General features: G+C 70.3%; 12 protein-coding genes and 1 pseudogene. 1 reads left to right on the top strand and 12 read right to left on the bottom strand.

Annotation, left to right across the window (positions count from 1 at the left end; translation table 11 throughout):
• Positions 1 to 2: 2 nt before the first annotated feature.
• The 8 genes from G4D85_RS34085 to G4D85_RS34050 are packed head-to-tail and all read right to left on the bottom strand — an operon-like array spanning position 3 to position 8,157.
• Complete coding sequence (locus G4D85_RS34085) at positions 3 to 176, bottom strand: hypothetical protein (RefSeq protein ID WP_164018260.1); 174 nt, start codon at positions 174 to 176, stop codon at positions 3 to 5.
• Between the two features lie 10 nt (positions 177 to 186).
• Positions 187 to 930, bottom strand: coding sequence for a CIS tube protein (locus G4D85_RS34080; protein ID WP_164018259.1), 744 nt, complete (start codon positions 928 to 930; stop codon positions 187 to 189).
• A gap of 3 nt (positions 931 to 933) precedes the next feature.
• Complete coding sequence (locus tag G4D85_RS34075) at positions 934 to 1,422, bottom strand: phage tail protein (protein ID WP_164018258.1); 489 nt, start codon at positions 1,420 to 1,422, stop codon at positions 934 to 936.
• A 3-nt stretch (positions 1,423 to 1,425) separates the two neighbouring features.
• A complete protein-coding gene (locus tag G4D85_RS34070) occupies positions 1,426 to 4,218 on the bottom strand; it encodes a hypothetical protein (protein WP_164018257.1) in 2,793 nt (930 codons plus the stop codon).
• 1 nt (position 4,219) lies between these two features.
• Positions 4,220 to 4,672, bottom strand: a complete 453-nt coding sequence (locus G4D85_RS34065; protein ID WP_164018256.1) for a phage tail protein — start codon at positions 4,670 to 4,672, stop codon at positions 4,220 to 4,222.
• A gap of 18 nt (positions 4,673 to 4,690) precedes the next feature.
• Positions 4,691 to 6,649, bottom strand: coding sequence for a phage tail sheath family protein (locus G4D85_RS34060; protein WP_164018255.1), 1,959 nt, complete (start codon positions 6,647 to 6,649; stop codon positions 4,691 to 4,693).
• Between the two features lie 9 nt (positions 6,650 to 6,658).
• The gene (locus G4D85_RS34055) at positions 6,659 to 7,567 is read right to left on the bottom strand and encodes a hypothetical protein (protein ID WP_164018254.1); all 909 of its coding nucleotides are present in this window, start codon (positions 7,565 to 7,567) and stop codon (positions 6,659 to 6,661) included.
• Complete coding sequence (locus tag G4D85_RS34050; protein ID WP_164018253.1) at positions 7,564 to 8,157, bottom strand: Pvc16 family protein; 594 nt, start codon at positions 8,155 to 8,157, stop codon at positions 7,564 to 7,566. Before G4D85_RS34050 ends, G4D85_RS34055 begins: the two co-directional genes overlap by 4 nt.
• A 902-nt stretch (positions 8,158 to 9,059) precedes the next feature.
• On the opposite strand from G4D85_RS34050, the pseudogene G4D85_RS50880 reads away from it, so the two are divergent.
• A pseudogene (locus G4D85_RS50880) lies at positions 9,060 to 9,188 on the top strand (DUF2379 family protein); the annotation flags it as partial.
• On the opposite strand, the gene G4D85_RS34040 reads toward G4D85_RS50880, so the two are convergent.
• The 4 genes from G4D85_RS34040 to G4D85_RS34025 all read right to left on the bottom strand — a co-directional run bounded on the left by G4D85_RS34040 (position 9,182) and on the right by G4D85_RS34025 (position 12,828).
• Positions 9,182 to 9,823, bottom strand: a complete 642-nt coding sequence (locus G4D85_RS34040; protein WP_164018252.1) for a hypothetical protein — start codon at positions 9,821 to 9,823, stop codon at positions 9,182 to 9,184. The pseudogene G4D85_RS50880 and the gene G4D85_RS34040 overlap by 7 nt on opposite strands.
• Positions 9,824 to 9,837: 14 nt before the next feature.
• Positions 9,838 to 10,464 carry a hypothetical protein gene (locus G4D85_RS34035; RefSeq protein ID WP_240359653.1) on the bottom strand — a complete coding sequence of 209 codons (627 nt, stop codon included), beginning with the start codon at positions 10,462 to 10,464 and terminating at the stop codon, positions 9,838 to 9,840.
• A 389-nt stretch (positions 10,465 to 10,853) separates the two neighbouring features.
• Positions 10,854 to 11,753 (bottom strand): ribosomal protein L7/L12, encoded by a 900-nt coding sequence (locus G4D85_RS34030; RefSeq protein ID WP_164018251.1) that lies wholly within the window; start codon positions 11,751 to 11,753, stop codon positions 10,854 to 10,856.
• Positions 11,754 to 11,856: 103 nt separating this feature from the next.
• Entirely contained in the window at positions 11,857 to 12,828 is a 972-nt protein-coding gene (locus G4D85_RS34025; protein ID WP_164018250.1) for a sigma 54-interacting transcriptional regulator, read from the bottom strand.
• Positions 12,829 to 12,981: the final 153 nt, after the last annotated feature.

Below are 12,981 nucleotides of genomic sequence, written 5' to 3'. Positions count from 1 at the left end.
GCTCAGTGCGAGCGCACGCGCTCCATGCGCTCACGGCGGCGCTCCAGGCCGCGTCCCAGCTCGTGCGCCTGCTGCACGCCGGACGTAGGGGCCTTCTCCTCGCCCTTGCCGCCACCCGACGACGCGGCCGGAGGCGGCGCGCTCACGACTTCCATCTCGTTGATGACCACGGCCATGCGTATCCCCCTACCGCCTCACTCCGACGTTGAGTCCCGCCTGCAGGTCCACCAGCTGTCCGGCCGCGAGCTTTCGCGGATTCTCGATGCCGTTCGCGGTCGCAATCGCCTGCCAGTTCCCGCCCTTGCCCTGGTCCGCCGCCAGCCCCTGCATCGTCGAGCCCGCCGGTGCGGGCGTCATCGGCGCGGTGCCCGCGGGCTTGCCGCTGGGCGTGGTGCCTGCGCCCGCCGGAGGCTTCGCGGTGGGCGCGAAGAAGAACTTGTCGATTTTCTGCTGCGACAGGGTGAAGGACACGCTGGCGCGCAGGGGCAGGCCCTCCGCGGAGAACAGCTCCAGCGACTCCTCCAGGCCCTCCATGATTCCGTCGAAGCGGAAGCTGCCCCACAGGAAGCGCACGGCGGGCGGGATGAACTTGTCGCCCTCCTTCTTCGGGGTGATGAAGAAGGCCACCTTCTCGGTGAGCTTGCGCACGTCGTCGACGGCGTTGCCCTGGTCCTCGGGCTGGCCCGTCACGTCGAACCACAGCTGCACGGCCAGCTTGGTGGTGCCGGCACCCACGAACTGCTGCGTGGGCGTGCCGCGCTGGTCTCCACCGCCGGACGGCTGCTGCACCTGGTTGGCGTAGGAGACCTTCAGCGTCTCCGGGTTGAACTGCACCTCGCAGGACGTCTCCTTCTCGTCGATGGGGTTCTCGAACTTGGAGTCGAGCTGGATGAGCTTCGCCTTGGCGAGCGGCGCGGCGTCGTCGGACATGGGCTAGGCGCCTCCCTCGGAGACCGTCTTGCGGCTGAGCGACTCGTAGGCAATCTGCAGCTCTTCAATCGCCACCATGCCGTCCTTGGCGTTGAGCGGCGGCGCCTTGAGCTTCACCGGCAGGCAGCGCGACAGGACGAAGCGCGCGCGCTCCTTCTGCTGGGGGCCGGGGGCGAACACCACCACCTCCGCGCTGGCGCGCAGGCGGGGGCGCGTGCGCATCGCCTCGAACCACTTCCACAGCTCGTCGTTGGCCGTCATGCCGCGCTTGAGCGTGAGCTGGCCGAAGCTGAGCGCGCCAGCGAGGCGAATCTGCCGGCCGTTGTTGCCACCCTCGCGAATGGTCTTCACGTCCATGGTCATCTCCAGGCCGTCGCACTCGGCGAAGGCCGCGCTGCACGCCTTCGGGCTGACGCCGGGAATGTCGATTTCCACCGCGAAGGCGAACGCGGTGAACGGGGCGATGACCGTCTCGTCCTGCTGGTTGGCCATGGCCTAGCGCGCCTCCGTGACGGTGCCGCGGTCGCCGCTCTGCACGAGTCGCACGTTGAGGAAGGTGAGGGGCTGGGACGGCGCCACCTTCAGGTCTACGAAGAAGCGGCCCTGCTCCGCCTGGGCGGGGGTGTTGAGCGCGTCGCCCGTCACCACCTGGAAGGCGCCCTCGCGCGTCTTCCCCGCGAAGGCGCCGCGCACGAAGAGCCGGCCCAGCAATTCCTCGAAGCCGCGCTGCACGCGGCGGCGGAAGCTGGCGTCGTTGGGCTCGAAGACGTACGTGGAGCCCAGCCTCAACGCGGCCCGGCGCAGCAGGGACAGCAGCCGCCGCACGTGGATGGGTCGCAGGTCCGGGTCCGTGGCCAGCGTGTCCGCGGACAGCGTGAGGAAGGCCCGGGGCTCCTGGCGCACCACGTTCACCTGCGCCTCCTGGAGATCCAGCCACCGCTCGGCGCTCATCGCCGGATTCAGCGCCACCACGCCGTTCCACTGCTCGTTGGCCGGAGCCACCCACGCCCCGCGCTCCAGCGCCCGCCGCGCCAGCACGCCGCACGCGGTGCCATCCGGAGCCAGCCGCCGGGGCACCCCGGGCCGCCCCTCCTCGGACACGAAGGTCCACGGGTGGTACAGCGCGCCGTAGGAGAGGGCCGTCTCCTCCGCGAAGCCCAGCGGAGGCACGCCGTCCTCCTCCGCGCCCAGCGGGGACTGGAGCGTCGCCGCGTGGCCCATGGCGTCCGCCTCGCGGTAGTGCTCGGGCAGGGACAGCACGGCCAGCAGGTCGCCCCGGGCGCACCCCATCCGCATCAGCGCGCGCTGCACGGCGAGCAGGGGCCCCACGTCGTACTGGGACACGGGCACCAGGTGCCACCGCGCCTGGGGGGCCACGGTGACGTCCAGGCCCTCCGCCCACGGTCCGGTGACGCCGCCACGCTCCGCGCGCACGCGGTAGTAGCGGGTGCCGGCGGTGCGCCCGTACAGGGTGCGCGCGGAGAGCGGCCCCCGGTACAGCTCGGCGGCGTCGCTGAAGTCGCGGAGGGTGGCCTCCTCCAACACGTAGACGACGTCCGTGCCGGGCACCGTTCCCCAGTCGAGCGTGAAGGCCTGCCCGGAGGACGGCTCCTCGGGCTCAGCGACGAAGGGCTCGGGTGCGGGAGGCGGCCGCAGGGCGCAGTCCAGGAACGTGCCCCACGCCGGCTCCGGCAGCGGTTGGGCGGGCAGGGCGGGCTTCACGTCGGGGCGACCGGCCAGCACCCACGGCCGGTGCACGGCGTCGGGCACGGCCACCAGCGTGGCGTCCAGCCGGTCCATCACCGCGTGGATGCCCCGGAGCGAGCGGGGCTGGCTGCTCTGGTAGCGGAGGAAGTCCGCCTGTGCCAGCAGCGACTCGACACCCAGCGACTTCACGTCCGGGTCCAGGAAGAGATCCGCGCCGAAGGCCGCCAGCCCATCGCGCTCCAGCGAGTCTCCGGCGGGCGGCGTGCAGCCCACGTACGCGGTGGGCGGGTCCGTCAGGCCCAGGGGAATGGAGAAGGCCTCGCCCCCGGCGCCGGGCCCGGCGAGCGGGAAGCGCTCGGTGGGCACGCCCTGGCGCCAGTCCTGCGGCAGCCGCTCCTCGGGCAGGCGCGAGGGCAGCGTCTCCTGGTCCTCGTGCCGGGCCCGCTCCACGTCGGTGGGCAGCGCGGCCCAGTGACGCGGGTGCGCCGGACAGAAGCCCAGCCGCTCCAGCTGCGCCGGTTGCTCCTCGCCTCGCCGCGTCCACAGGCCCAGCGTCAGTCGCTCGCACCACGCGTGCGCGGAGGCCACTTCCACCGGCGAGGACGTCAGCAGGCGCGACACCCCACCGGACACCAGCACCGCGCCGCCTTCCGCCTGACCCAGCTCCACGGACTCCACCAGCAGCCAGTTCTCCCCGGTGGCGCTGTCGACGATGCGCAGCACCGCGCCGGCGGGAGGCGCGTCCTTCGCCTCCAAATCCAACGTCAGCGTGAGCACGCGGGGCCGCGCGTCCGGCCCCGGGTCCGTCACCTTGGTGACGTCCAGGGACACCTCGTCGCCCTCGCCCCGCAGCCACGAGACGAAGGGCGTGTCGTCCACCGGGGCCACGTCCGTCTGCTGCCACAGCGCCTGGGACGAGCGCACCCGCGCCGTCACCCGCCGCGACACCGGGCCGGACCACGTCAGCGCCGTCTCCTGTGCCACGGGCTCCACCGACTCCACCGGCACCAGCAGCGAGCACCCGGTGCCCTCGAAGCTCACCCGCAGCAGGTCGCCCACGGACACGCCGCCGGGCGCCGTCACCGTCAGCTCGGCGCCTGCGCCGTCCACGCTGCTCCAGTCCAGCAGCTCCACCGGCTCGCGTTGGATGGAAGCCGCCACCGTCGCGCCGTCGGACCAGCTCCCCTCGGAGCGGGCCCGCGCCAGCGCCGCCGTCACTCCGCCGCCCTCCGTGCGCCGCAGCAGCCCGGGCACGGGGAAGGTGTTCGTCTTCGCGCCAGGCCCCGCCACGCGCACCACCCAGCACCGCCGGCCCCCGTTGCGGAAGAAGGCCCGCACGGCGGACTCCAGCTGCGCGTGGACGGGCTCGCCCCGCTCGGCGTCCCAGGCCAGCAGGGGCGCCGCGCCGAACACGGCCTCGAAGTCCGCCACGTCCTCCACCGCCACCGGCACGTGCAGCGGGCCGGAGGCGGCGAAGCCGACGAAGGCGGCCACGTCCATCCGAGGCAGCGCGTCCGCCACGGGCGGCGCCTGCATCTCGAAGCGGAGGCCGGGAAGGCGTCTGGCGGCGGGGCGGCTCACGTCACTCCATCTCCAGCCGCTCGTAGGCGATGGTCAGCTCTTCAATCGCCACGTCCGTGCCCTTCGCGTTGAAGGGGCCGGACACGTGCTTGATGATGCGCGCGCGCAGCAGCTTCCACGTCTGGACCACGGCCGTGTGGTCCTCGTTCTGGAGCTGGATGGTGACGGTGCGCAGGGCGTTGGCGTCGCCGTTGCGGAGCTGATCCAACCACCGGTAGAGGCTGAGCGAGCCAATCACCCCGCGCTTCATGGTGACGTCCGTGGCCTTGTTCAGGCCGGTAATCTTGCGGACGCTGTTCTCCTTCTCGTTGCCGTTGCGGTACTCCGCGACGGTGACCTCCATGCCCACGTTGGAGATTTCCTGGAAGCCCGCATCCGGCCCATCGGTGGTGCCGGTGCCCAGGTCGACCAGGAAGTTGAACTGCACATAGGGGCGATCACGAAAGACGGCCATGTGGAATCTCCTGGAGGGTTACTTCCGGTCGCCGGTCCACTGGCCGATGCGGAAGATGACGAACTCGGCCGGGCGCAGCGGCGCCACGCCGATGAGGCAGACCAGCCGACCGTTATCCAGGTCGTTCTGGCTCATGGTGCTGCGGTCGCACTTCACGAAGTACGCCTTGTCCGGCTTGTCCCCGAGCAGCGCGCCCGACTGCCACTCGTTGAGCATGAAGTCCTCAATCGTCCGCCGGACGTTCGCCCACAGCTGCTCGCCGTTCGGCTCGAACACCGCCCACTGGGTGCCCTTGTCGATGGAGCGCTCCAGGTACGCGAAGTACCGGCGCAGGTTGACGTACTTCCACTCGGGGTCGGACGACGTGGTGCGCGCGCCCCACAGCCGGTTGCCGCGCCCCTCGAAGAAGCGGAAGGCGTTGATGCCCTCGGGGTTGAGCACCTCCTGCTGCGCCTTGCTCAGGTTGGCCTCGAAGCCCAGCGCCAGATTGACGACTTCGTTGGCGGGGGCCTTGTACACGGCGCGGTTGACGTCGTTGCGCGCGTAGATGCCGGCCACGAAGCCGCTGGGCGGCAGGAAGATGGGCTGGCGCGTGACGGGGTCCAGCACCTTCACCCACGGGTAGTAGAGGGCCGCGTGGCTGGTGTCGATTTTGGCGCGCAGCGCACGCACCTGCGACAGCGTCTGCCCGTTGCCGCTGTCCAGCACGGCGATGCGGTACTTCATCCGCTGCGCGTGGGAGATGAGCAGGTTGATGATGGTGGCGGCGTTGGTGCCGTAGCCATTCTCGTACCCGAAGGTGGAGCCCGGCGCGGCGACGATGGAGATGTCCTCCAGGTCCTCGAACTGGATGAGGCCCGTCTTCCGCGTGGTGTTGGGAATGGCCTGGCCCCCGTAGTCGTCCGCGAGCGGCCGCAGGCCGTCGCTGCCACCCTTGAGCAGGGTCTCCAGCGAGCGCGACGACTCGGTGGAGTCCGGGTCCTCCAGCGAAGTGTCCAGCGGCGGGCTCATGATGGGGCTGGTCAGGCTGGCGTCGAGGAACGCCTTGAGGACGGCCACGCCCGTGGTCAGCGCCTGCGTGTCGATGATGATGGGCACGTCGCGGTTCTTCGTCGGATCGTCCGCGTCGTAGCCGAAGCGCGCGCTGATGGAGTCCGCCGCCCCCGCGCGGGTGTGCAGCGGGTCCAACGCCAGCCCGTCCCACGTCTGCGCGGACGCGGGGTCGTCCGTGGGGATGACTGTCACCGCCGCGGTGATGACGCGAATCTCGAAGCCCGCGCCGCTCGTCAGGGTGGACAGGAACACCGGCGAGCTCGCGCCCCCGGTGAACTTCCAGTCCTGGACGTCCTGGTCCCACTCGGCCAGGTAGATTTCACCGCTGCCCGGCACGGGGGAGATGGGGGACTGGATGTCCCGCATCATCACCACGTCGCGCTCCAGGAGGGCGCCCACGCGCGGGGCGCCGTTCTCGAAGGAGAGGACGTTCTGCCCCACCCGCAGCGTGTAGCGCACGCGCAGGTTGCCGGCCGAGCCAGGGTAGCGGGCGGCCAGCGCCAACGTCCCCGTCCCGCCGGTGGAGTCCAGCAGCGCGCGGGCATGGCCGTCTTGGAAGGGCGCCGAGGCTGGGGATGCGCCCACCAGGGAGATGTCCGGGTCCAGGCCGGTGTAGGACTTGTTGTCGGGCCGGCGGTAGACGCGGCTGAGGTAGAGCCGCTTGCCGCCCTCCTCGAAGAAGGCGCGCACCGCGTGCCAGGTGTAGTTGTGGAGGGTGACGCCCGAAGGGAAGGCGAGCTGCCGGCGGTTGCCGTAGACGCGCTCGAACTCCACCACGCTGGTGATGAGGTCCGGCTCCAGGTCCACCGGGCCGTAGCGTGTGGGGCCGATGAAGCCCGTGGTGGTCGTGCTCACGCCCTCGATGGACTTGGCACGGAAGCTCGTCTCTTCGATGAATACGCCAGGGGCAAGATATTCGGGCATCGGTCTTTCCTAGGGAGTTGAACCCGTGGGGGTGATCCACAGCCGGGAGCCCGGCGCGTCCTGGGTCCGCAGGACGAGCTCCTGGCCGTAGCGCAGCGTTGACTCGAGCAGCTCCAGCGGGCTGCCCGTGTCCTTCCACACCCCCGCGGGGGGTTGGGACAGCGTGAGGCACACGTCCGGCAGCTCCGGCACGGGTGTGCGTCGGGCGTAGTGGAAGCGCACCTGCAAGCTCCACTTCTGCTCCAGCAGCGGAGGCCCCGCGGGAAAGCTGGAGGCATCCGCTGGCGAGCCCGGCATGAAGTCCTCGGGCTCGGGGTACTGGAAGAAGAGGGCGAGCCGCCCCAGCTCATCCGCCATGCCGCGCGCGGTGCCGCCTCCCGGGGGCGTCACCTCCACCAGCGTCCACGCGGCGGGGACGCGCGCCTCGATGTCCCACAGCTCGGCGCGCAGCACGGCCAGCGGCACGGCGGCCTGGCGCGCGGGCGCGGAGAACAGCGGCACCGCGGGCCCGTCCGCCGGAGACAGCGGGGACACGGGAGACAGCGGCGAGGACACGCAGTCCGGGACGAACAGGCCCCGGTGGGGCAGCTCCGCGCGGAAGGCCCACGGCAGGAAGCGTCCCTGCGTGTCGCGCACCTCCACGGTGTACGGCCGGCGCGCGGGCAGGGCGGCCCACCACGCGTCGTCGCCCGCGTCGCCATCGGCGTACTCGAGGTCCCTCAGGCCGGGCAGGTCCATGAGGACATGGACGCCGGAGCGGTTGACGACGGAGGCCCTTCGGGCGGCGGGGAGGCCCACGGGGAAGGCGGAGACCTGGAGGCCGTCACCAACGAGGGCGCCGGTGGCCTCGTCGAGGAAGCGCACGCCCAGGGGGGCGATGCGGGACAGCCGCTCCATGACGTGGATGGGGGGCCTCATCGCTCGGTCAACCTCCCCGGAGCGAGCACGCGCGTCTGCACGGGGCCGGCCTCTTCGTCGGCGATGCCGGACTCGATGCCCACCATCCGCGCGATGTACGTGGCGGACACCTGGATGTTGGGCTTCCCCGGCTCCCAGATGTTCAGCATGTCCTGGATGGACAGCGGGTCGTAGACGAGCGTCACCGTCTCGTCGGGGAGGAAGGTGTCGGTCTCGGAGGAGCCGTAGTGGTTGAGGAAGCTGGCGGTGAGGGTGGGCGTGTCCTCGAGCTGGCGCATGGCCCAGCCCAGGAGCCGGTGCTGCTTCACGGCCGTCTTCGCCCAGGGGGTGAGCAGGTAATAGAGGTCCAGGGGCAGGGGCCTGCGGGTGCGGCGGCCCTGCGAGTCCACGCGGCCGGGGAGGTTGCGGCGGGTGGTGCTGGGGGTGACGCGGTAGAGGAAGAGGGAGACGCCCTCGTCCATGGGCGTCTTGAAGTCAGCGGCCTGGTAGAGGCGGAAGCTGGCGCCCTCGAACTCGGGCTTGGGACACGCCTGCTCCAGCAGGGCCAGTAGCCCCTGTCCCACCGCCGAAATCGCCGCGTACGTCGCCAACAGCCATACCCCCGGGCCCGAGAACTGCCCCTGTCCACCCACACCCCCTTGGTGCGGCGGAACCGTCCCGGGCCCAACAGCAACGCGCGTGCCCAGGCGTGCGGGCTGGCGGATCAACGTGATCCCGCACACTTGAAGGGCGCGTCTGGAGGCTTCGGATGGGGGAGGGCGGATGAAAACCTCCACCCCTCGCGCGCAACCCTGTGGGATCACTGCGGGAAGTGGGGTGGACGAAAACCTCCACCCTGTTCGAGCCGGCCGTCCACTTCGCGGCCACCGCAGGTGAGCGACGAATCAGGGGCAGCCGTGAAGCGATAGGAGTCGTGCAGGGAATGATTCAGCTGTGCAGGGGCGACGGGCTTGAACGGATGCGGAAGCCGGCGGTCGGCACGAAGCTGACGTCGCAAGCGGTATGACCTCGCGACGTACTGGAGTGAAGACAGGAGTGAGCGTGTGATTCAGTGTTCGACTCACGGGCTGCAGGGCATCATTTCATGCTGCGAGCATATTGCTGACGCCGTTGAGGCGAACCGGTTTGAGAAGATGCATGTCGTTTTCGACGGCTGGGGCTCCGCCGTGATGCTTTGCAAGGAGTGTCGTGACCGAGCCCTCCGGAACATCGAGAAGGCGGAGAGAAGCCCCAGAGGTGGTTACGAGCTTGACTGGGGCCTACCCGAGCGGGGCCGGTGCGACGCTTGTGCATCTTCGTGGTTTGAAGCAACCGGGCCCGGTGGATTCTGGGAGTTGATCGACCAGGCCCGAAGGGATGCCGGCTTCAAGGTTCCAAGCGGGTAGCGGGAGCGCGTCGCTCGGTATGTGCTGTCGCGAGCTTGAGCACTGCGAGTGCGGAGCCGGGCGCGAGCCTGCCCCGGTTCGGGAACTCTCTGTCCAGCTGCCGCTGCCAACGGGCCGGAGACTACGACAGCGCACGTCAGCAGCTGCGCGACGTGCTGGCCGTCGAAGTCGTGCCGTACTACCGGGCGATGGCGCAGGGCCCATTGGATGACCTGGCCGACGACCCAGGTCAGTGAAACGGGAGGAGCAGCACCTGGCGGAGCCCGAGCAGACTCCCCAGCACCCCGAAGACGAGCAGCACCGTGACGAGTCGCTGGTTGCGCAGCTTGGTGGCGAGTCCCCCGAAGAACAGGCCCAGGGCGAAGTAGACGGTGGAGAGGATGAAGTCGTCGGAGTTCTGATTCGCGCGCTTGGCCTCCTCCGTCTGCTGCTCGGCGCGCTGCTCCAGCCGGAGGCCCTCCTGGTACTGGGCGTTGGAGAAGGACTTCAGCTCGAAGGGGGTGGGGGGCGCGTCCGGATTCTTCAGCGGCTTGAGCGCCAGCCACTCCTCCGCGAAGGGCCTGAACTCCTTGCGCAGGAAGCGCTCGCCCACCATCCGGGCCAACTGCTCCTCCCCCTGGAGGGCGGTGAGCACGAGCTGGACGAAGGTGTTGGCGTCATAGGACATCTGGACGCTGGCGTTGCTGAAGGCGCGTATCGCCTCGACGCGCGCGGCGGACGCGCTGGCGAAGTGCACGGACTGCACCCCTCCCCAGCGCGAGGACTGCCAGGCGCTGAAGGCCGAGCCCACGGCCGCCAACGAGAGCAGGAGGGTGGCCAGCAGCTGCTGCCAGTACGCAGGCTCCAGTGAGTGCCTCTCGTGGGTAGCCATGGGAGGGAGGCGGCTCAGAACGTGGCGCCGATGCTGAGCGTGGCGTTGTAGCTGCCGCCGTCCACGAAGTTCACGTCGAGGACATCCTGCTCCGCCACCGGGACGCCCGGGGCGAACTCCTCATCGAAGAGGAAGTTGTAGTTGCCGCGCAGGTCAGCGGAGAAGTTGCCGGAGTAGAAGCGCAGGCCCGCTCCCATTGGCACGGAGCCCACGGTGTCGTCGGCGTAGCCCAGCGCCTCTGCACCCTGGCGCACGTTGAAGTCGTTCACCCCGATACCCCCGAGGATGTAGGGCTGCACGGGGCTGGCGGTGAGCCCGACGGTGGCCACGGCCTGCGCGCCGTTGCGGACGATGCCCGGGCTCCCCACCAGGTCCTCGGCCCCATCCAGGTCGAGGGTGTTCACCGCGCCGCTGTAGCCCACCTCGAAGCCGAGCACCCTCGAGGGCTTGAGGGTCAACGTGGCACCGTAGGCCGCGCCCGGGTCGATGCGTGGCGCCAGCCCTCCGCTGTAGCCTTCCACCCCGCCGCCCGCGGACACCGTGAGGCCCCGCATGTCGGCGTCGTCGTCCTGCGCGAGGGCTCCGGCACCCCAGAGCAAGCCCACCACCATCAACGCCTGGAAGCTCTTCATGCTCTTCATTGCCGCCCCCTGACAGGTTCAGCGACAACCTTGGGACCCGGGCAAGGCCGTTCAACCCAGGACAGCTTCAACACGGGCCCGCTGGCCAATCTCCCGGCCGTGCTGCGTGGCGGGTGCGCGCCAGCCCTCATGCCCTCGAGGACCTGCGCCGAGCGGGCTCCGGGGGCACGCAATCCCTCTCACGACCGCCCACGCCATGGCCCCCGGTACGATGTCCCGCGAGGGCGACCGACCCTGGGGCAGTAGCGGGAAGACGTCATCCCCACGCACTGAGACGTGGACGAGGAGAGCACCAGCTGTACCGGGGGATGAGTTGGCCGTAGGCGGGCGTCCGGCGGCTCGACTCCAACGGCGGGCCCTCCTCTCCCAGCGCAGCTGACCGGCAGGGACTACGCCCGTCCCGCCGCGGCGATGCCGAGCTGCTGGACCTCGGCGATGCGCTGGGTGGCCAGCTCCCGGATGTAGGCCGCCACCCGGTCCAGTGGCGCTGGGAACTCTCCGCTCAGGATGTCCCGAGCCTCATCGAAGCGCTCCAGCTCTCGAAGCGCCTCCGCCCTGAACAACCGCTGCGTCACATCATCCGGCGCGCACAGCGCCACCAGCGCGCACAGATTGTCCCTTGCCCCCTGGGAGCGTTGGGAGAACGGCACCCAGGGCGTGCCCTGGCGATACGGCTCATTCCCCGCCCACCAGGCCTGGAGCCGCAGCTCGCGCTCCTCGTCCTGTTCCTGTGCCAGCCCCTCCGCGAGGGCCTCCAGGAACCCCGCCTCATCCGGGTCCCGCACGCGGGGTGCCGACTCCGACCCGACAGGCGTCGTCGAGCGCCACACCTGCGACATCTCCTCCCGCAGCGTCACCCGGGCGCCCAGCGCCTCGAAGCGGGCGGCGAGCTCCCTGACTTCGCCCTGGTGGAAATACCGGCCGAGCTCCGTCGGCAGCCGGTCGATGCGCCGCTTCACCTCCTGGAGGTCCTCGCCGATTGCGCGCCGCACGAGGTGCATGACCTCGACCCGGCGCTTTCCCACGGACTCCAGCGTGACGACGGTGGCGGACTCCAGAACGGACTTGGAGGTCCCGAGCGCGCCCCGTCGCTCCGCCCGCCCGACCCAGAAGAACCGGTGGCAGGCTGCGCACCGCGAGATGAGGGGCGGCAGCGGCAGCATCGGGGCGTCGCGCCAGCCATCCGTCCAGACGATGGCGCCGAAGGTGTTGCCGGACGCCAGCGAATGACACCGGTGAAGCGCCCCGCAGCGCGGGCAGGCCAGCACTAGGACGGGACCAGGCATCATGGAGCAGGCCATCTCCGGAAGAGGTGAGCAGGGAAGGGCGCGAAGTCCTGACGAGGCCTCGGCCTCTTCGCGGCCTCCGACTCCTCGGTGTCTGGCCCTCAGTCTACCGCGAGCGCGCCTTCAGCCCATGCCGTCGCATCAGCTCGAAGAACGCGCGTCGGTGCTTCCCACTGGCGCGGGCCGCGGCGGCGATGTTGCCTTCGTGCTCCGTGAGGGACTCCTCCACCCACGCCCGCTCGAAGGCCTCCACCACGCGCCGCTTCGCCGCCTGGAAGGACTCGCGGGACTGGCGCTGCGCCTCCAGCCGCGCGGCCCCGGGCGTCCATTCCGTCAGCAGGGGCAGGTGCTCCACGCCCACCTGCGTCCCCGCGCGGGTGCACAGGAGGAACCGCGCGCAGTTCTCCACCTCGCGGACATTGCCCGGCCACGCATACGTGAGCAGCCGCTCCATGGCATCCGGCGAGAAGCGGACGGGCGCCTGGCCATACTCGGCTGCGTAGTGCTGGAGGAAGTGCTCCAGCAGCGGAGGGATGTCCTCCGGCCGCTCCCGCAGGGGTGGCACTTCAATCGGCAGCACGCGCAGGCGGAAGAACAGGTCGAACCGGAAGTTGCCCGCCTGCGTCTCCGCGAGCAGGTCCGCGTTGGTGGCGGCGATGATGCGCACGTTGGAGCGGTGCAGCTTCGCGTCCCCCAGCGGCCGGTACTCCTTCTGCTGGATGAGCCGCAGCAGCTTCACCTGGTTGGCCAGGGGCAGCGCGTCCACCTCGTCCAGGAACAGCGTGCCGTGCTCCGCCTCCGCCACCAGTCCCCGGTTGCGTGAGCGGGCCCCGGTGAAGGCGCCGCCCACGTGGCCGAACAGCTCGTTCTCGAAGAGGTCCGGGGGCAGCGCGCCGCAGTTGACGGGGATGAAGGGGTGGGGCGCGCGCGGACTCTGCTCGTGCACGCGCCGCGCGTACAGCTCCTTGCCGACCCCGCTCGGGCCCTGGATGAGGACTTCGGCGTTATTGGCCGCGGCGGCGGCGACCAGCGCCAGCAAACGGACATGGACCGGACTGCGTCCCAGGATGGTGATCATGTGCGAGCCCCCCCGCGACACCCGGACGCTATCGGCCTTCCCGACTCTTTCAAGAAACGAGCATGTCTCGAAATGTCGGAGAGAAACGCAGGGCTCATCATCCTACCCGTTGGATGGGAAAGACTCCGGAGACCTTCCAATGCTCACGAGCGT

This window comes from Pyxidicoccus trucidator, from assembly GCF_010894435.1.
Lineage (GTDB): Bacteria > Myxococcota > Myxococcia > Myxococcales > Myxococcaceae > Myxococcus > Myxococcus trucidator.
The sequence above is the reverse complement of the archived record's forward strand: the minus strand, read 5'-3'. Positions and strand labels throughout refer to the sequence as shown.